The following is an 18,776-nucleotide window of genomic DNA, read 5'->3' on the forward strand; positions in this document are numbered from 1 at the left end:
CTGTGAAACGGATCGCAGTTTTTGCGACCATAGATATTGGGACCTGATGGAGATGACGCGCGAACACAGTACGGAGACCGAGCAACTGACCGGTGCACAGATGGTGATCAAGGCCCTCGTGGAGCAGGGCGTAGAGGTCATCTTCGGCTATCCCGGCGGTGCGGTCCTTCCGATTTACGACGCGCTCTTCCAGCAGAACTCCATTCGCCACATTCTTGTGCGGCACGAGCAGGCGGCCGTCCACGCCGCCGAAGGCTATGCACGCTCCACCGGCAAGGTGGGTGTGGTGCTGGTGACTTCGGGCCCCGGGGCCACCAACGCGGTGACCGGCCTGACCGACGCACTGATGGATTCCATCCCGGTTGTCTGCCTGACCGGCCAGGTGCCGACACACCTGATCGGCAATGACGCCTTCCAGGAGGCCGACACCACCGGGATCACGCGCCCCTGCACCAAGCACAACTACCTGGTCAAGAGCGCCGACGACCTCAGCCGCACCATGCACGAGGCCTTCTACGTGGCGCAGGCCGGGCGTCCGGGTCCGGTCGTTGTCGACCTGCCCAAGGATACGGTGCAGAACCGCGGCAGCTACACGCCGAAGGAGGCCGTCACCCACCGCAGCTACCGTCCGCGCCGCGATGCGGAGGGCAGCGAGGTGCGCGAGGCCATCGCCCTGCTCCGCCAGGCCAAGCGGCCGATCTTCTATACCGGTGGCGGGGTGATCAACTCCGGTCCCAAGGCCACGGCAGCCCTGCGCGAGCTGGTGCGGGCCAGCGGCGCACCCGTCACCTCGACCCTGATGGGCCTGGGCGCCTATCCGGCCTCCGACCGGCAGTTCCTCGGCATGCTGGGCATGCACGGCACCTACGAGGCCAACCTGGCCATGTACGAGTGCGATGTAATGATCTGCGTCGGCGCGCGCTTTGACGACCGCGTGACCGGCCGGCTCGACGCCTTCTCGCCCAATTCCCGCAAGGTGCACATCGACATCGACCCCAGTTCCATCAACAAGAACGTGCTGGTGGAGCTGCCCATCGTCGGCGATTGCGGCAATGTGCTGGAGGCGATGCTGGCGGAGTGGAAGACGCAGAAGGCCGCGCTCGACCAGAAGGCCCTGTCATCCTGGTGGGAGCGCATCGAGGGCTGGCGCGACCGCAAGTGCCTGGCCTTCGAGCAGAAGGGCACGGCGATCAAGCCGCAGTACGCCATCCAGCGCCTCTACGAACTGACCCACGAACGCGACCACTACATCACCACGGAGGTGGGCCAGCACCAGATGTGGGCGGCCCAGTACTACAAGTTCGAAGACCCCAATCGCTGGATGACCTCCGGCGGCCTGGGCACCATGGGCTACGGCCTGCCGGCGGCGCTTGGCGTGCAGGTGGCCCATCCGGACGCGCTGGTCATCGACATCGCCGGCGAAGCCTCGATCCTGATGAACATCCAGGAGATGTCGACCCTGGCGCAGTATGCGCTGCCGGTGAAGATCTTCATCGTCAACAATCAGTGGATGGGCATGGTGCGCCAGTGGCAGGAGCTGCTGCACGGCGGCCGCTACTCGGAAAGCTACAGCGCCAGCCTGCCGGACTTCGTGAAGCTGGCGGACTCCTTCGGCGCCGTGGGCATTGTCTGTGACAAGGCCGAGGAGCTGGACGACAAGATCCGCGAAATGATCGACACGCCGCGGCCGGTGATCTTCGACTGCCGGGTGGCGCAGGAGGAAAACTGCTTCCCCATGATCCCCTCCGGCGCCGCCCACTACGAGATGCTGCTGGGCCCCGACGATCAGGCAGCCAAGCCCATTTCCGAGCAGGGCATGGTTCTGGTTTGAACTCCGGGCGCGACAAGCGCCCCCTTATCATCCGCGGCGGCTTCGGCCGCCGCTCCACGAGATGGCATACATGATCGACAACGACAGCAAGCCGCCGATTGAACGGCGCACCATCGCGGTCCTGGTGGACAACGAGCCCGGCGTTCTCGCCCGGGTCATCGGCCTCTTTTCTGGCCGTGGCTACAACATCGAATCCCTGACCGTGACCGAGGTGGACCCGGCGGTTCACCTCAGCCGCATCACCATCGTCACCAGCGGCACGCCCCAGGTGCTCGAGCAGATCAAGGCCCAGCTCGATCGGCTGGTACCGGTGCACCGCGTGTCCGACCTCACCCGGCAGGGCCCGCATGTGCCGCGCGAGCTCGCCCTGGTGAAAGTGGTGGGAAGCGGCGAGAAGCGGGTGGAAGCGCTGCGGATCGCCGACATCTTCCGCGCCCGCGCCGTGGACAGCAGCCACGAGCACTTCACTTTCGAGATCGCGGGAGACAGCGGCAAGCTCAACGCCTTCGTCGAGCTGATGCGCCCGCTCGGCATGGTGGACGTCAGCCGCACCGGCGTCGTCGCCATTGCCCGCGGGCCGAAGGGACTTTGAATAACATTTGGAAATGAGCGGCCCTTCATGACTGCCATGCCCCGCTGTATCGTTGCGCGGCGGGGAAACTGGGGCTAGAAGGCCCGCGCAATAACCGCATCCGCCCGCGCCAGGGCTCGCACGATCGTTTCAGGAAAGAGGACCAAACCATGCGCGTTTATTACGACCGCGATGCCGACGTGAACCTGATCAAGGGGAAGAAGGTTGTCGTCGTTGGCTACGGCAGCCAGGGCCACGCCCATGCCATGAACCTGCGTGACAGCGGCGTCGCCGACGTGCGCATCGCCCTGCGGGCCGGCTCTGCCACCGCCGCCAAGGCGGAAGGCGCCGGCTTCACCGTCATGACCCCGGGCGAAGCCGCCAAGTGGGCCGACGTGGTGATGGTGCTGACCCCCGACGAACTCCAGGCCGACCTCTACAAGGACGACCTGGGCCCGAACATGAAGGAAGGTGCAGCCATTGCCTTCGCGCACGGCCTCAACATCCACTTCAATCTGATCGAGCCGCGCAAGGACCTGGACGTCTTCATGGTCGCGCCGAAGGGCCCGGGCCACACGGTGCGCAGCGAGTACGTGCGCGGCGGCGGCGTGCCCTGCCTGCTCGCCGTCGAGCAGAACGCGTCGGGCAACGCCCACGAGATCGGGCTGTCCTATGCCGCGGCCGTCGGCGGCGGGCGCGCCGGCGTCATCGAGACCAGCTTCCGCGAGGAGTGCGAGACCGACCTCTTCGGCGAGCAGGTGGTGCTCTGTGGCGGCCTCTGCGAGCTGATCACCGCCGGCTACGAGACCCTGACCGAGGCCGGCTACGCCCCGGAGATGGCCTACTTCGAGTGCCTGCACGAGGTGAAGTTGATCGTCGACCTCATGTACGAGGGCGGCCTCGCCAACATGCGCTATTCCATCTCCAACACCGCCGAGTTCGGCGACTACAAGACCGGCCCGCGCATCATCACCGAGGAAACCCGCGCGGAAATGAAGCGCGTGCTGGACGACATCCAGGCCGGCCGCTTCACACGTGACTGGGTGCTGGAGTGCAAGGCGGGCCAGCCCTCCTTCAAGGCCATGCGCCGCCGCGCCGCCGAGAACAACATCGAGGAGGTCGGCGAGAAGCTGCGCGCCATGATGCCCTGGATCTCCGAGAACAAGCTGGTGGACAAGTCCAAGAACTGAGCCGGCTCTCACCGCTCAGCAAAAACGCCCCGGACAATCTCCGGGGCGTTTCTTTTTCTGAGATCGAATAGGGAAGTCAGACACGAAGGCCGCGAAGAATAGCACGAAGTGCACAAAGATTATTTTTCTCAACCAATTACAAACTGGATGAGACTTCGTGAAACCCTTCCTGCTCTTCGTGTCGAGACAACCTGCCTCTACCCGACAGCATCAGTGCGACATCAGCAGGGGCACGGTCATGTTGCGGAGCAGAGTGTGGGTGACGCCGCCCATGATCAGTTCGCGCATGCGCGAATGGCCGTAGGCGCCCAACACCATCAGGTCGGTGCCCTGATCCGCCGCGCGAGACAGCATCAGGTCGGCCACCTCCACTTCGCGGCTCACCACATGCTGGGCCTCGGCCTTGACGCCGTGGCGCGCAAGCGAGAGCGCGATGTCGGCGCCCGGTTCCTCGCCGTGTCCACCGATTCCCCGCTTGGGATTGACGCAGAGCACCCGCACCGCATCGGCGCGCTTGAGGAAGGGCAGCGCGTCACTGGCGGCGCGGGCGGCTTCACGGCTGCCGTCCCAGCCCAGGGTGATCTGCCGGCCAAAGCCCTCCGGCACGCCGATGTAGGGCACCAACAACACCGGGCGCCCCACGCTAAGCAGCGTTTCCTCGGTGAGCGACGAGGGCAAGGACTCCTCGTCATCCTCATCCTGCTGTCCCAGGATCACCAGGTCCGAGTAGCGCCCGTGCAGTGCGATGACATCGGGGATCTCATCCAGGAACGCGGCCTGGCGGCGGCTTTCCACCGTCACGCCGGCCTTGCGAGCAGCTTCTTCGAAGGAACCGATGGCCTCCTCGGCGCGCTCGCGGCGCAGGTTGAGCTGCATGTTGCGCACATCTTCGCCAAGCTGCGCCTCGATGAAGCTGGGTACGCTGAGCTCGGGGCTGACATAGAGGCCGACCAGATGGGCATCGAAGCGCTGTGCCAGTTCCAAAGCTGCCGAGACACGCTTTTGGCAGGCCTTGGTGGTGTCGAGTTGCACCAGCAGATTCTTGTAACCCATTGTTGCGCTCCTTGCGGTGAGTTGCCCGACGCTTTCCGCGTCGCTGTCGATGATCACTGATCCTAGCTACTGCAGTTGCAAACTGCACCCCTTGACTCAAATCAAGGCGCGGACGCGCCGCGCCCCAGCGCCTGACGCACCGCGGCTTCGGTCAGCCGCCCCTCCTCCACGGCATGACAGCGCACCTCACCGCCATGTGGCAAGGCGATCGAACGCGGCACCTCCGCACGGCAGCGCTCGTTGGCGAAGGGACAGCGGGGATGGAAGTGACAGCCGCTGGGCGGGTCCATGGGGCTCGGCACCTCGCCACGCACCGGGATGCGCTGCCGGCCGGTCATCTCCAGGTCGGGAATGGCGTCCAGCAGCATGCGGGTGTAGGGGTGCTGAGGCTTGCGGAACAGGCTGCGCGCCTCGCCCCATTCCGCCAGACGGCCGAGGTACATCACCCCGACGTAATCGGAGATGTGATAGACCACGGCGAGATCGTGGCTGATGAAGAGGTAGGTGAGTCCGAGTTCGCGCTGCAGATCCTTCATCAGGTTGAGGATCTGTGCCTGGACGGAAACGTCGAGCGCCGAAGTCGGTTCGTCGCAGACCAGGAATTCCGGGTTGCTGGCCAGGGCGCGGGCGATGGAGATGCGCTGGCGCTGCCCGCCCGAGAACTCATGCGGATACTTCTGCCCGTCGGCCCCGGTCAGGCGCACCAATTCCAAGAGCTCGCCGACCCGGCGATCGATGGCCTGTCGGTCGGTCAAGATGCCATGGGCGCGGATCGGCTCGGCGACGATGTCACGCACGCGCCAGCGCGGATTGAGGCTGGCGAAGGGATCCTGGAAGATCATCTGCAGCCGGCGACGCACCGGCGCCATGGCCGCCCGGCTGTTCAGGCCTGCCAGGTCCGTGCCGTCGAAAATCAGCCGACCGGCGCTGGGGCTGTAGAGACCCACGGCCAGGCGAGCGACCGTCGACTTGCCGCAGCCCGATTCCCCCACCAGGCTGAAGGTTTTGCCCCGCGGCACGGCGAAACTGACCCCATCGACGGCCTTCAACAGCGTGCGCGGCTGACGCTCCAGCACCCGGGTCAGCCAGGGCGGCGAAACATCGAAGTGCTTGGCAAGGTCGACCGCCTCCACCAGCGGACCGTCAGCGGCGGGCAAGGGGCGCACCTCAACCATGGCCACCTCCGCCCCTGCGTTTTTCGTCGTATAGCCAGCAGGCCACCTCGGAGTTCTCGACCGGAATCGGGTCCGGACGCTCCCGCCTACAACGCTCGAACACCTTCGGGCAGCGCGGATGGAAAGGGCAGCCCGAGGGGATCTCGCTCAAGCGGGGCATGGAGCCATCGATCTGGGTCAGCCGGTCAAGGTCCTGGCCGACGATGGGAATGGAGCCCATGAGTCCATGGGTGTAGGGGTGGCGCGCATGCTTGACCACGTCCTTCACCGGCCCGATCTCCGCCAGCCGGCCGGCATACATCACCGCCACCCGGTCTGCGGTCTCGGCGATGACTCCCATGTCATGGGTGATCAGCATCACCGCCGCCCCGTGCTCACTGCACAGGCGCTTGAGCAGCGAGATGATCTGCGCCTGGATCGAGACATCCAGCGCCGTGGTCGGCTCGTCGGCGATCACCAGGCGCGGATTGGCACAGAGCGCCAGAGCGATGACCACCCGCTGGCGCATGCCGCCGGAGAATTGATGCGGATACTGGTTGACCCGCCGCTCGGGTGCCGGAATGCCGACCTCGGCCAGCAACTCGATGGCCCGCGCCTTGGCGCGGCCCTCGCTGAGATCGCTGTGGGTGCGGATCGTCTCCACCAGTTGGCGCCCCACGGTGTAGAGCGGGTTCAGGCTGGTGAGCGGATCCTGGAAGACCATGCCGATCTCCTTGCCGCGGATCCGGCGCATCTCTTCGTAGGGCAGGTTGTCGATGCGTCGCCCGCGCAGCAGGATCTCGCCCCCGGCGATACGTCCAGGCGGCTCCAGCAGGCCGATGACGGCCGTGCCGGTCATGGACTTCCCCGCCCCGGATTCTCCCACGACCCCCAGCACCTCGCCCTCATTGATCTCGAAGGAGAGATCATCCACCGCGGTCAGAACCCCGCGCCGGGTTGGGAATTCGACCCGCAGGTTGCGCACCTGCAGCAGCGGGGTTTTCGCTGCACTACTCATCAGCGCAGCTTCGGATTCAGGGCATCGCGCAGCCAGTCGCCCAGCAGATTGACGGACAGCGCGAGCAGGATGAGGGCAAGACCGGGGAAGAGTGTGATCCACCACTCCCCGGAGAAGAGGTAGTCATTGCCGATGCGAATCAGCGTGCCCAGCGAGGGCGTGGTCGGTGGTACGCCGACGCCCAGGAAGGACAGGGTCGCTTCGGCGATGATCGCCAGCGCCAGGCCGATGGTGGCGATGACCAGCACCGAACCCATGACGTTGGGCAGCACGTGGCGCAGCATGATCAGCATCGGATGCACGCCGATCACGCGGGCCGCCTGAACATATTCCTTGTTCTTTTCCACCATGGTCGTGCCACGCACCGTGCGCGCATACTGCACCCAGTCCGACAGCCCGATGGCCACGATCAGGACGTAGATCACCATGTCCTCCTGGAAGCTGCGCGGCAGGGTGGCGCGGGCAACGCCGAAGATCAGCAGCGCCACCAGGATCGCCGGAAAGGAAAGCTGCACATCGGCGATGCGCATGATCAGGCTGTCGAGCCAGCCGCCCTTGTAGCCGGCCAGGAGGCCGAGGCTGATGCCCAGGATCATGGCGAAGAGCACCGCGCAGAAGCCGACGAAGAGGCTGATGCGCGCGCCGTAGAGGATGGCCGAGAGCACGTCGCGGCCCTGATCGTCCGTGCCGAGCAGGTAGTTGTTGCCGGAAAAGGCCTCGCCCATCGGCGGCGTGAAACCGTCCATGAGATTGAGCGAGGAAGGATCGAAGGGATTGTAGGGTGCGATCCAGGGGGCAAAGAGCGCCCCCAGGAAGAACAGCAGGACCACGAGCCCCGAGACCATCGTGATCGGCGAGCGGGTAAAGGAATACCAGAGATCGCTGTCGAAAAAGCGCGTCAGGGCCGAGGGCGGGCGGGCAGCCTGCTCCGTGGCGTGGCTGCCGGTGGGGTTGGAGCTGTTTGATCCCGGAACAGACATGCGCCAGCCTCCTCAGTGCGTCCGGGCCGAGCCGGCCTCGACGCGCAGGCGCGGGTCCACGGCGTAGTAGAGCAGGTCGACGATCAGGTTGATCACCACGAAGAAGAGCGCGATCAGCATCAGGTAGGCCGCCATGACCGGGATGTCGACGAATTGGATGGCGATGATGAAGAGCAGTCCCACACCGGGCCACTGAAACACGGTTTCGGTGATGATCGCAAAGGCGATGATCGAGCCCAGCTGCAGGCCGGTGATGGTGATGACGGGCACCAGGGTGTTCTTGAGCGCATGACCGAAGTTGATCGCCCGGTTGGACAGGCCGCGTGCCCGGGCAAACTTGATGTAGTCGGTGCGCAGCACCTCCAGCATCTCGGCGCGCACCAGACGCATGATCAGCGTGAGCTGGAACAGGCCCAGGGTGATCGCCGGCAGAATGAGCGCTCGCAGCCCGCTTTCGGTCAGAAAGCCGGTACGCCAAGCGCCCACCTGGACCACGTCGCCGCGCCCGAAGGACGGCAGCCACTGCAGCTGCACCGCAAAGATCCAGATCAGCAGGATGCCGATGAGAAAGGTCGGCAGGGAAACGCCGATCAGCGATATGGTCATCACCAGCCGGCTGGTCCAGCCGTAGCGGTTGAGCGCGGCATAGACGCCGGCGCTGACACCGAGAAACAGGGCGAAAAAGGCCGAGACGAAGGCCAGTTCCAGGGTGGCCGGCAGACGCTCGGCAATGACCACGTCCACCGGTCGCGCCATGCGATAGGAGATGCCGAATTCCCCTTGCGCCGCATTGGCCACGAAGCGCGCGAACTGCAACGGGAAGGGATCGTTCAGTCCCAGTTGCTCACGCAGTTCCTCGCGCTGCTCGGTCGTCGCCTCCTGGCCCACCATGTTGTGGATGGGGTCGCCGACGAAGTTGAACAGGCTGAAAGCGACCAGCCCGACCACCAGCATCACCACAATCGACTGCAGCAGGCGCCGGACCAGGAAGGCGAACATCACAAACCGCTCCGCAGGGGGACCGGATGACAAGGATGGGGGCGGCCCGGTCCGTTTCGACCGGCACCGCCCCCTCGTTCGGCCCTTGCCTACTTGAAGGTGACCGAGGCAAAGCGCGGCGAATTGTCGGCGCGCATCGGGATGTCAACGTTGGACCGCATGGCCCAGTTAAGCACCTCGTGGTGCAGCGGGACGTAGGTGAGATCGTCGAGCGCGATCTCCCAGGCCTCGTCGAGCAGCGCATTGCGCGCATCCAGGTCGGTCTCGCCGGCCATTCCCTCCACAAGTTCATCCATGCGCTCGCTGGAGAAGCCGGTGAAGTTCCAGGACCCGCGGTTGCCGTCGCGCGTGTGGTAAAGGAAGTTGAAGATGTACTCGCTGTCGAAAGTCGGCACGCCCCAGCCCAGCATGTAGAAATCCAGCTCGCCATTCTGGAGCTGCTGGAAATGCAAAGAGCGGGTCTGGGCATTCAGATTGGCGTCGATGCCCACCTGTCCCAGCATGCCGACGATGGCCTGACAGATCGCCTCATCGTTGTTGTAACGATCATTGGGGCAGGCGAAGTCGATCTCGAAACCTTCCTCGTAGCCGGCCTCGGCAAGCAGCTCTTTTGCCCGCTCCTGGTCATGCGGCGGTCGCTCGTCGAAGGACTCCTTGTAGCCGGTGATGTAGGTGGGGGAGATTGAACCCGCCGGCACCGACTGTCCGCGCATCACCACGCGCTGGATCGCGTCCACGTCGATGGCCAGGTTGATCGCCTCGCGCACCCGCTTGTCCGCCAAGGGATTTTCGCCCTCCACCGAGTCGCTCTCGAGGTCATCCTCCCCCTGGTTCAGACCCAGGAAGATGGTGCGGTTCTCCGGTGTGTTCTTGACCGCAATGTCGGAGCTCTGCTCCAGCCGCTGCAGGTCCTGCACCGGGGGATAGAGGATGAGGTCCAGTTCGCCGGACAGAAGCGCCGCCACGCGCGTCGCCGAGGAAGAGACCGGTGTCGACACCACGCGCTCGGCTTCCATGGGGAAGTTGTCGCGATCCCAATAGTCGTCGTTGCGCACCAGCACGGTGCGCACATCCGGCTCGCGGGACTCCAGCCTGAAGGCACCCGTGCCATTGGCATTGCGGACAGCGTAGTTCTCCTCGCCTTCCGCATAGTTCTGGGTCTGCTCGACCCCGTGCTCCTCGGCCCAGGCCTTGGACATGATCACGATGTTGGTCAGCTGCTGCGGCAGGATCGGATTGGGCGCCTGGGTCGTGATACGCAACGTGTGCTCGTCGACCACGCTCACCTCCTCTATGGAGGAGACGTAGTTGCGATAATCGGACGGGGGAACGCGTGCACGGTCGAGGGAGAAGGCCGCATCCTCTGCAGTAAAGGCGCTGCCATCATGGAAGCTCACGCCCTCGCGCAGCTTGAACTCCCACACCGTGGGCTCCACCGCCTCCCAGGACACCGCCAGCCCCGGACGCACGGTCATGTCGTCGGCGCGGATCACCAGCGGATCGTAGATCTGCTGCGCCATGGTGATGGTCGGCCCCTCGTTTTGCGCATGGGGATCGAGAGTCAGCGCGTCGCTCTGGCTTGCGAAACGCAGCGTCTCCGCCGAAGCATCGAATTGCATGCCGGTCAGCGCGGTGCCGACGAGCAGGCCGAACATTACTGCTTTGACTTTCATGTGCTACCTCACCTGTCCGCGAAACGGTTGAGGCCCAATTCCGCTTGGTTGAACCCAGGGATCACTCTAACGCGAGTCCCACACGTCATGGAAAAATGCGATGTTCTTCTTCGTTCTGCATCAGCCTAGAGCAGCTTTGCAGCTGACGAAAGCCCGACCCGACACGCCGCGAAAGCAGGGTCGGTGACCACCGCGCCTCGTGACCGGTCTGTTCCACCCTGCCCCGCGGTTGCTGCGCGGCCGCAGCGCCTGCTCATCATCCACAACCCCATCGCCGGTCAGCGCCGCCGCCGGCACTACGCCGCATTTCTCGCTGCCTTGCGCCGGCAGGGCGTGGAAATCGAAGATCAGCCCACCGCGCGTCGCGGCGATGCGGAGAGACTGGCTGCCAGCCTGCAGCCGGCGCCAGGCACGATTGTGGCGGCGGCCGGCGGCGACGGCACCATCAACGAGGTGATCAACGGGCTCATGGCCAACCCCTCGGCCCGGGAGATGCCGATGGCAATCCTGCCGCTGGGCACGGCGAACGTCCTGGCGGCGGAAATCGGCCTGCGCTGCGATGCGGAGAGTGTCGCGCGCTACATTCGTAGCGGGCATGCCCAGCCCATCACCCTCGGCCGGGTGAACGGTCGCTATTTCGTGATGATGGCGGGTGTCGGCTTCGATGCCCAGGTGGTCGCCGATGTGGACCTGCGCCTCAAACGCCGCTTGGGCAAGCTGGCCTATGTGCTGAAGACGCTGCAGCTGCTGAGGCGCTACCCCTTCCCCCGCTACGATCTGCTGTGCGACGGTCAACGGATTGCGGCGGCCTCCGCCGTGGTCGCCAATGGCCGCTACTACGGCGGCCGGCTGTTGATGGCGCCGGCTGCCGATTTGACGCGGCCCGACTTCCAGGTCGTGGTCTTCACGCGCAGTGGCCGCCTGCAGGTGCTGCGCTACGGTGCTGCGCTGCTGTTCGGCCTGCTGCCGAGACTGCGCGACGTTCAGACCCTGACAGCCCGAGAGATCCATATCGACGGCCCGATCGGCGAGACACTGCAGGCCGACGGCGACGTCCTTGCCCGGTTGCCGGCCAGCATTGAAGCGGTGCCGCACGCCCTGCGACTGTGGGTGCCCGGACCCGCGGCTCAGTCCAGCGATGCCTCGTCGGCATAGGCTCCGTAGAAGCCATCGCGCGGCAGCCACCCCTGCAGTCCGGCAAAATCCAGCCGACACCAGGTCTGCTCGCATCCGCGCAACTGGCCGATCGCACCCACCTCCAAGCGTGCCACCGGCGGCGCATCGTTGCCCGCCTCCCGGCGCAGCAGCAGGCCGTCGCTGGTCACCCGGGCGGTGCGGGTGCCCTGCAGCATCGACTGGTGAACCCAGCCTTCGGTGCCTTCCCAGTCGCGAATCCGCCGCCAGGTCTCGTACTCGTCGATCACCTCCACCGGCTGACCACTTCGGCGGTAAACCCATTCGACGGGATAACGGAAACCCGGTCCCGCCCGCAGATTGACTTCGCTGGCACGCAGCGAAACGAAACGCGGCAAAGGCAGGCCGGTGCGTCCCGATCGCACGACCTCCTGGGGTTCACTGACAGCCGGCGTACCGCCGTCAGCCTCTTGGGCGGAGAGGGGCGCGGGCAGGAGAAGTGAGAGAAGGCACAAGGAGATCAGCAGGCGCATGCCGGCTAGCTAGGCGCGCCGCCGCGCTTCGGTCAAGGGTCGAGAATGGACAAAAACCGGCGGCGACTGCTACACGCCCAGCGAACCCTCGGTTAGGATAGCTGTCCCGGTGCCGATTGCGGCGCTCGCCGGCACAGCCAAGGAACGCGGATCCGCCCTATGAACAAACCCCTCGTCATCGTCACCCGCCGCCTGCCGGACGTCATCGAGACTCGGATGATGGAGCTCTTTAACTGCCGGCTGAACCTCGACGATACACCGATGAGCCAGGCGGAGTTGATCGAGGCGGTCAAGGTGGCCGACGTGCTGGTGCCGACGGTCACTGACCGGGTCGATGCCGCCGTGCTGAGCCACGCCGGGCCGCAGCTGCGCCTGATCGCCTCCTTCGGCACCGGCGTCGATCACATCGACCTGAAAACCGCCCGCCAGCGCGGCATCACCGTCACCAACACGCCGGGCGTCCTGACCGAGGACACCGCGGACATGACCATGGCCTTGATCCTGGCCGTCTCCCGCCGCCTGAGCGAGGGCGAGCGACTGGTGCGCTCCGGCAAGTGGCGCGGCTGGAGCCCGACTTCGATGCTGGGTCACCGCATCTGGGGCAAGCGTCTGGGCATCATCGGCATGGGGCGGATCGGCCAGGCCGTGGCCCGCCGCGCGCGCGGCTTCGGGCTTTCGGTGCACTATCACAACCGTCGGCGGGTCCATGAGGCACTCGAGACCGAGCTGGAAGCCACCTACTGGGAAAGCCTCGACCAGATGCTGGCGCGCATGGACATCATCTCGGTTAACTGTCCACACACCCCGGCGACCTATCATCTGCTGTCGGCGCGGCGATTGAAGCTGCTGCGGCCCGACGCCAGCATCGTCAACACCAGCCGCGGCGAGGTGATCGACGAGAACGCCCTGGCCCGCATGCTGGGCGCCGGCGACCTGGCCGGTGCCGGCCTCGACGTCTTCGAACACGAGCCGGCGGTCAATCCCAAACTGATGAAGCTGCAGAATGTCGTCTTGCTGCCGCACATGGGATCGGCCACCATCGAGGGGCGCATTGCCATGGGCGAGAAAGTCCTGATCAACATCAAGACCTTCGTCGACGGTCACGCGCCGCCGGACCGGGTTCTGGAGGCGATGTACTAACGGTAAATCAATCGGGCAAAAATCAATCGGGGGGAACGGGCGATGGACGAAGGGACGCGGTTCAAGTTCACACGACGGGGACTGCTGGCGACGTGCATCTGATCTGAACGGAAACTGGGGAAACAGAGTGTTCGATCTCACGGAGTTGGAAGCAGCAGCCGATCTGGTCCATGGGGCCATGAGTCCCACGCCCCAGATCGCCTGGCCGCTGCTGGCCGAGCGCGCTGGATGCGAGGTCTGGGTCAAGCACGAGAACCACAGCCCCATCGGCGCCTTCAAGGTGCGTGGCGGCCTGACCTGGATGGACTGGCGCATGCGCCAGGATCCGCCGCCGGTCGGGATCGTCAGCGCCACCCGAGGCAATCATGGACAATCGTTGGCCTTCGCCGCCCGCCGGGTCGGCGTGTCGCTGGTCATCTGTGTGCCGGAAGGCAACTCGGTGGAGAAGAACGCGGCCATGCGCGCCTTCGGTGCCGAACTCGTGGAGGCCGGTCGCGATTTCGAGGCGGCCCGCCAGAAAGCCCAGGAGATTGCCACCGAACGCGGCTTGGAGATGGTGCCTTCCTTCCACCCCCAGCTGGTTCGCGGCGTCGCCACCTATGCCCTGGAGCTGTTTCGCGGCGCCGGCGAACTCGACGCCGTCTACTGCCCCATCGGCCTCGGCTCAGGTCTGTGCGGCATCATTCGCGCGCGCGATCTGCTTGGCTTGAAGACGGAGGTCATCGGCGTGGTTGCGGAAGGCGCGCCGGCCTACGCGCTGTCCTTCGCCGCCGGCGAAGTGGTGCCGACCGAGTCATCGAACACCCTTGCCGATGGCATGGCGACGCGCATCCCCGACCCGGGTGCTTTCGCCATGATTCGTGATGGCGTGGCGCGCATCGTCACCGTGAGCGACACCGAAATCGTCGCCGCTATGCAAGCCTACTACAGCGACACCCACAACTTGGCCGAAGGCGCCGGCGCCGCCGCTCTGGCGGCCCTGCTGCAGGAGCGTGAGCGGCAGGCCGGGCGCCGGATCGGTGTCATCCTCTCCGGCGGTAACATCGACCGCAGCCTCTATCTGAAGCTGATGGCTGCCTAGAGCGGATCGCATTCAACCTAAACCTCAACACTTGAGGTTGAATGCGTGCATCCGGCCTAATAGTCAGAGAGTGCGGATCACGCCAACGCCGGGCGTGATCCGCGACGCTTTTCAGTCCTCGGTCTCGGCTTCGGCCACTGCCCGGTCCACGAGGCCGCGCAAGGAAACCTTCTCCTGCGCCGGGCGTGCCAGATAGCAGTGGGCATAGAGCCGACCGTCGCGCTGCTCGGCGCGCGCGTCGATGTCGTTCTCCTTCAGGCGCTGCAAGGTGCGCTCACGCTCGTTGTCGTCGGCAAAGCGACGCTGGGGAATCGGATTGTCCCAGGCCTCGGTTTCCAGCCCGAAGTCAGCGAAGGCTCGGTCGAAACGGGCAAGGTCCAGGCCGCGCAGCGGGAAGGACAGGATCCAGGGCCGCGCTTTCTCCGGCGTCACCTCCAGCAGTTTGCGGAAGGTCACGTCCGTGACATAGCCCATGCCGCCGGTCACCGTGATGATATCGACCTCGGCCAATTCCTGCGCCAGGCGCTGCGGCAGGTCCTCGCGCTCCAGATTGATGGCCGCGCCACGGTCGATCAGACCCGTCTCTTCGGCATAGCGCACGGCCCTTTCGGCAACATCGAGACCGACGATGTCACCGACCAGTTCTGCCGAGCCGTTGCGCCGATTGCCGGCGAAGAAGCGGCGATCAGCCTCTGCCAGCTCTTCGCTGGGCAGGCCATCCAGTTTCGGATCGCTGTAATGGTCATAGAGGTCGGCCATGCTCACGCTGTGGCGCAGTACGCTGCCATTGATCCCATAGCCGCAGCAAAGGTCGAGGATGGTCAGGCGCTGCTTGCCGCGTATCTGCGACAGCGCGCGCAGGCAACCTTCGACGATGGGGCGGGCATAGTCCGCCACCCGATAATCCAACGGCCCCAGCGTGCGGTAGTAGGAGCGTGGATCGTCCTGGTTGTAAATGTCGTTGAAGTTCTGTTTCCCGCCGACTTTCGACGACGAAGACTGCTCTGAGTCCGAACGTGACTTGAGGGTCTGCATCTCGCCTCCCCTGGTTTGCATGCACGCAATCGGCCCGGCGTGGATCAGGTGTCCGTGGGACCACCGGCGTCAGGCAGGCCTATCCGGCTCTCCCCTCGGAGAGGCCGCCTCCGCGCTACCACGCTGTGCGGTTTCGCCACTCGACCGTCATCTATTGGATAAAAAGGGGCACCACGCTCAAACACCAACCGCAGTGTGTCGGTCGTGAGCAGGAGGCCCCGTGACGGTCGTGGGCCGTTACGACGGCTGGATTGCCGTATGGCCTGACGCTAGGGATTCGTGTCGCACCTGTCAACATAGCGACCGAAACTTTCCCAATAGCGACCCACCGGCATGCCGCGAACACGCGAATGTCCCACCCTACAAGCGGCGCAGCAGGAGCCATCTATCGCCTCTACGACAAGAGCGCCGTCGCTACTGAGATAACAATGAAATGAAGAGTGGTGGCTTCGCGTTTGCGGTCAGGAGCCGGCCCAGGGCGTGCCCGACTCGTCGGAATCGAGAAAGTCCAGGTCGATGGTGACCGCGTCCGGCGTGTCCTCGACACGGGTGTGGAAATACACGCTGTCGCCGGCCGCCAACCGCGAACGCTCCGCCTCGAAAGTCCAACTGCGGACCCGGTTGCCGGAGTTGTCGAGGAGGTGCGCACGCAGCGGCGGCAGCGCGACATCGCGATCGCCGTCATTGGACACGGTCCCCTCGACCACCACCATGTCACGCCCTTCCAGGCTGCGCCGCAGAAGGTTGATGTTCTGTAGGGAGAGCGCCTCCAGCGGCGAGGTTACCTCCACGCCCAAAGCGGCGTAGAGGCCGCTGGTGCCCGGAACGCTGTTGATGATCTGCTCGCGCCCAAGCCACGCCAGCAGCGGAATGATCAAAAGCAACAGCGGGAAGAAGAGCTTGCGCCGCCGCGGCCGCTTATCCTGCTCCCGCTCGGCCTGCTCCACCGCCTGCCATTCCGTCATGCCTTGGCCTTGGGGCGGTTCAGCCCCGGCGAGGCGCACCCGGGCCTCGCTACGCGACTGGCCATGCTCGAAGTGAGGGCCTGGATAGTGGGGCGCGGACTGCCAGTCGCGCGACACGGACTCCGGGTCTGGAGGACGCGGCGAAACCGGGACCGGCAGGCGTGTCGCCAGCCAGACATGACCGCAGGCGCTGCAACGCACCTTGCGCCCCTTAGAGGTAACGGCGCTCTCGCGCACCTTGAAGGCGGTGTCGCAGGCGGGACAGGTCAGGATCATCGCTTGTGTCACGGCCACCCGGTTCGCGGTTTGCATTAATTACAAAGCCATATAATCGCGCCGCTCGCAGCGACGCAAGCCGAGCAGTACCGAGCCGCCTGCCACGAGCGGCCAGATGGATGTTTGCTTCGGCCGAAGTTGCATAGGCACCGGCGGACAGTTCATCCCTATTACGGGAAGAGCTGCATAAATTACGATTTAAATTAGAACCTATCCTCGCTTATGCTCCCAAAGGCACCGCGAGCGAGCGCGTGCCCGGGCCGGTAGCAAATAAGAGGGTCTCTGGTTGACAATACAGTCAACACTGATACCTCATGCCGCGGAGGGCTGGCTCATACAGTGGCTGCTTGCGGATGAGGATGATCGCCAGCCGCAACGTCTCCTTTTTCTCAACCCGGTGCTGGAGGAATGGCTCAATGAAACCCTCTCTCCCATTCGAAAGATCCGCGGGTTGCGCCGACCACCTTATGAGCAGGTGGAAGACTTCTTCGACCGCTTCGTGGGCGACCCGAGTTTCAATCCCACTGGATACTTCCAGAACATCATTCCGCAGAGCGACGGCGTGTATGAAATGAAGCCCGAAGCCGTCCTCTTATTCGGCGGGTTTGCCGCTGCGCGATGCTTCGTTGTGGCTTGTGGCGAATTGAAAGCCAAGCTTAAGGGCGGAGGCTATGGCGCCTGCCGCAAGCAGACCATCGCCTTTCGCCGCTCACTGTCCCTGCCACAACCCGATTTCATCCGAGGCCACGGCAATGTCTCCTCGCTCCTTTAAGCGCCTTACCGATCCCCAAATGCGCGACCGCGCGCGCTTTCTGGGAGACATCTTCGCAGCCTTGAACACTGCCTTCCAGGAAGAGGCCGAGACGCGCGGCTTGACCAAGGCGGAACTTGCGCGCCGCCTTGATATCAATCGCGCATTGGTCACTCGCCGCCTCGGTGGCCAGGGCAATATGACTTTCGAGACTCTGCATGACATGGCCTGGGCCATGGGGCGGCGCGTGGAGATATCTCTTCCCACGCGAAGCGGGGCCGGGCAAAGCACCACCGAGCAGGAGCCTCTACTTGACCAAGCTCCCGAGCATGCGGCCTGCAGCGACACGGCAGGCGTCGGCAGACTGGAAAACGAGTCCCACCAGAACGTCGGAAATTGGAGCGGGGTTGATGACTTGCCGTCGATGCCGAGCGCTCAACCGGAGCGGCGAAGGAAGCAGAACAAAGGAGGTTGAAGCTGAGACCTTCATTTCTGCTCACGCCCTCGCCAACGACACGCCTCCTGTCTTGATCATTCATCCCTCTCACGCCTCGCGGAGATCGCGCTTGCCAAGAGGGTGACACGCGCCCGCATGGGGCGCCTTTACCTCTTTTCGACCCCGTGCCATCTTGCGGCTTTCCGTCAACCAGCTGAGGATTCCGGCCCTTGGTTCGCTTCGAGGACGTCACCCTGCGCTATGGGCAGGGGCCTGAGATCCTCACGGGCCTGTCCCTGCATCTGGAGCCGGGGTCCTTTCACTGTCTGGTGGGGCCGAGCGGAGCCGGAAAATCCTCACTGCTCAAGCTGCTCTACCTGGGCCAGAAACCCAGCGCCGGGCGCATCTCGCTCTTCGGGCGCGATGTCTCGCGCCTCTCGCGCGATGGGCGGGCGCGGCTGCGGCGGCAGATCGGCGTGGTGTTCCAGGAGTTTCGCCTCATCAACCACCTCTCCGTCTTCGACAATGTGGCCTTGCCGCTGCGCCTGGCGGGTGAGCGGGAATCGAGCCTGCGCACGAAGGTCGAAGAGTTGCTGGCCTGGGTCGGCCTGGCCGATCACCTGAAGGCCGCACCGGAAACGCTCTCTGGCGGTCAGCAGCAGCGGGTGGCCATCGCCCGCGCCCTGGTTGGGCGCCCCAATCTGCTGGTCGCCGACGAGCCCACCGGCAGCGTGGACGACCGCATCGGCCAGCGGCTGATGCACCTCTTTCAGGAGCTCCACCGCAACGGCACCACCATCGTGCTCGCCACCCACAATCTCGCCATGGTGGAGCGGCTGGGCCATCCGGTGCTGCGACTGGAAGAGGGCCGCATTCCCCGCCACCTGCCCCACGACCATCTACCCGAGGAGCGCGATAGCCTTGAGCCGGTTCCCAGGGCGCCGCGGGGCCATTGA

Annotated in this window: 18 protein-coding genes; 9 read left to right on the plus strand and 9 right to left on the minus strand. The window is 64.9% G+C overall.

What is annotated here, in order from left to right; translation table 11 throughout:
- Window positions 1-52: 52 nt before the first annotated feature.
- The 3 genes from ABZ720_RS08110 (at window position 53) to ilvC (ending at window position 3,592) form a co-directional block, all read left to right on the plus strand.
- Entirely contained in the window at window positions 53-1,831 is a 1,779-nt protein-coding gene (locus tag ABZ720_RS08110; protein ID WP_366555011.1) for an acetolactate synthase 3 large subunit, read from the plus strand.
- A 70-nt stretch (window positions 1,832-1,901) separates the two neighbouring features.
- Window positions 1,902-2,423 carry an acetolactate synthase small subunit gene (gene ilvN / locus ABZ720_RS08115; protein WP_322099706.1) on the plus strand — a complete coding sequence of 174 codons (522 nt, stop codon included), beginning with the start codon at window positions 1,902-1,904 and terminating at the stop codon, window positions 2,421-2,423.
- A 149-nt stretch (window positions 2,424-2,572) separates the two neighbouring features.
- Window positions 2,573-3,592, plus strand: coding sequence for a ketol-acid reductoisomerase (gene ilvC, locus ABZ720_RS08120; RefSeq protein WP_366555012.1), 1,020 nt, complete (start codon window positions 2,573-2,575; stop codon window positions 3,590-3,592).
- A 210-nt stretch (window positions 3,593-3,802) separates the two neighbouring features.
- Here ilvC and ABZ720_RS08125 read toward each other — a convergent pair whose 3' ends face one another.
- From ABZ720_RS08125 to ABZ720_RS08150, 6 genes are all read right to left on the minus strand, one after another.
- Window positions 3,803-4,645 (minus strand): universal stress protein, encoded by an 843-nt coding sequence (locus ABZ720_RS08125; protein ID WP_366555013.1) that lies wholly within the window; start codon window positions 4,643-4,645, stop codon window positions 3,803-3,805.
- Window positions 4,646-4,746: 101 nt separating this feature from the next.
- Window positions 4,747-5,820, minus strand: a complete 1,074-nt coding sequence (locus ABZ720_RS08130) for an ABC transporter ATP-binding protein (RefSeq protein ID WP_366555014.1) — start codon at window positions 5,818-5,820, stop codon at window positions 4,747-4,749.
- Complete coding sequence (locus tag ABZ720_RS08135; RefSeq protein ID WP_366555015.1) at window positions 5,813-6,817, minus strand: ABC transporter ATP-binding protein; 1,005 nt, start codon at window positions 6,815-6,817, stop codon at window positions 5,813-5,815. Before ABZ720_RS08135 ends, ABZ720_RS08130 begins: the two co-directional genes overlap by 8 nt.
- Window positions 6,817-7,797: an ABC transporter permease gene (locus ABZ720_RS08140; protein ID WP_366555016.1), complete on the minus strand. Its 981-nt coding sequence runs from the start codon at window positions 7,795-7,797 to the stop codon at window positions 6,817-6,819. The genes ABZ720_RS08135 and ABZ720_RS08140 overlap by 1 nt, the downstream gene beginning before the upstream one ends.
- Window positions 7,798-7,809: 12 nt before the next feature.
- Window positions 7,810-8,796, minus strand: a complete 987-nt coding sequence (locus tag ABZ720_RS08145; RefSeq protein WP_366555017.1) for an ABC transporter permease — start codon at window positions 8,794-8,796, stop codon at window positions 7,810-7,812.
- A gap of 89 nt (window positions 8,797-8,885) precedes the next feature.
- On the minus strand, window positions 8,886-10,469 hold the full coding sequence (locus ABZ720_RS08150; protein WP_366555018.1) for an ABC transporter substrate-binding protein: 1,584 nt from the start codon (window positions 10,467-10,469) through the stop codon (window positions 8,886-8,888).
- A 183-nt stretch (window positions 10,470-10,652) separates the two neighbouring features.
- Between ABZ720_RS08150 and ABZ720_RS08155 the strand changes: the two genes are divergently transcribed.
- Window positions 10,653-11,624, plus strand: a complete 972-nt coding sequence (locus ABZ720_RS08155; protein WP_366555019.1) for a diacylglycerol/lipid kinase family protein — start codon at window positions 10,653-10,655, stop codon at window positions 11,622-11,624.
- Here ABZ720_RS08155 and ABZ720_RS08160 read toward each other — a convergent pair.
- Window positions 11,597-12,136 (minus strand): SH3 domain-containing protein, encoded by a 540-nt coding sequence (locus ABZ720_RS08160; RefSeq protein ID WP_366555020.1) that lies wholly within the window; start codon window positions 12,134-12,136, stop codon window positions 11,597-11,599. The two genes, ABZ720_RS08155 and ABZ720_RS08160, sit on opposite strands and share 28 nt — an antisense overlap.
- Before the next feature lie 159 nt (window positions 12,137-12,295).
- Here ABZ720_RS08160 and ABZ720_RS08165 point away from each other — a divergent pair, with 159 nt between their 5' ends.
- Both ABZ720_RS08165 and ABZ720_RS08170 read left to right on the plus strand, forming a co-directional pair.
- Entirely contained in the window at window positions 12,296-13,276 is a 981-nt protein-coding gene (locus tag ABZ720_RS08165; RefSeq protein WP_366555021.1) for a 2-hydroxyacid dehydrogenase, read from the plus strand.
- Between the two features lie 127 nt (window positions 13,277-13,403).
- Window positions 13,404-14,357 (plus strand): threonine dehydratase, encoded by a 954-nt coding sequence (locus ABZ720_RS08170; protein ID WP_366555022.1) that lies wholly within the window; start codon window positions 13,404-13,406, stop codon window positions 14,355-14,357.
- Window positions 14,358-14,468: 111 nt separating this feature from the next.
- Here ABZ720_RS08170 and ABZ720_RS08175 read toward each other — a convergent pair whose 3' ends face one another.
- Both ABZ720_RS08175 and ABZ720_RS08180 read right to left on the minus strand, forming a co-directional pair.
- Window positions 14,469-15,392 (minus strand): class I SAM-dependent methyltransferase, encoded by a 924-nt coding sequence (locus ABZ720_RS08175; protein ID WP_366555023.1) that lies wholly within the window; start codon window positions 15,390-15,392, stop codon window positions 14,469-14,471.
- A 461-nt stretch (window positions 15,393-15,853) separates the two neighbouring features.
- Window positions 15,854-16,669: a zinc-ribbon domain-containing protein gene (locus tag ABZ720_RS08180; RefSeq protein ID WP_366555024.1), complete on the minus strand. Its 816-nt coding sequence runs from the start codon at window positions 16,667-16,669 to the stop codon at window positions 15,854-15,856.
- 439 nt (window positions 16,670-17,108) lie between these two features.
- Here ABZ720_RS08180 and ABZ720_RS08185 point away from each other — a divergent pair, with 439 nt between their 5' ends.
- The 3 genes from ABZ720_RS08185 (at window position 17,109) to ftsE (ending at window position 18,776) form a co-directional block, all read left to right on the plus strand.
- Window positions 17,109-17,405, plus strand: coding sequence for a hypothetical protein (locus tag ABZ720_RS08185; RefSeq protein WP_366555025.1), 297 nt, complete (start codon window positions 17,109-17,111; stop codon window positions 17,403-17,405).
- Between the two features lie 19 nt (window positions 17,406-17,424).
- A complete protein-coding gene (locus tag ABZ720_RS08190) occupies window positions 17,425-17,859 on the plus strand; it encodes a helix-turn-helix domain-containing protein (RefSeq protein ID WP_366555026.1) in 435 nt (144 codons plus the stop codon).
- 191 nt (window positions 17,860-18,050) lie between these two features.
- Window positions 18,051-18,776, plus strand: coding sequence for a cell division ATP-binding protein FtsE (gene ftsE, locus ABZ720_RS08195; RefSeq protein ID WP_366555027.1), 726 nt, complete (start codon window positions 18,051-18,053; stop codon window positions 18,774-18,776).

The organism is Aquibaculum sediminis (assembly GCF_040712085.1).
In the GTDB taxonomy this organism is placed as follows: domain Bacteria; phylum Pseudomonadota; class Alphaproteobacteria; order Kiloniellales; family DSM-21159; genus Aquibaculum; species Aquibaculum sediminis.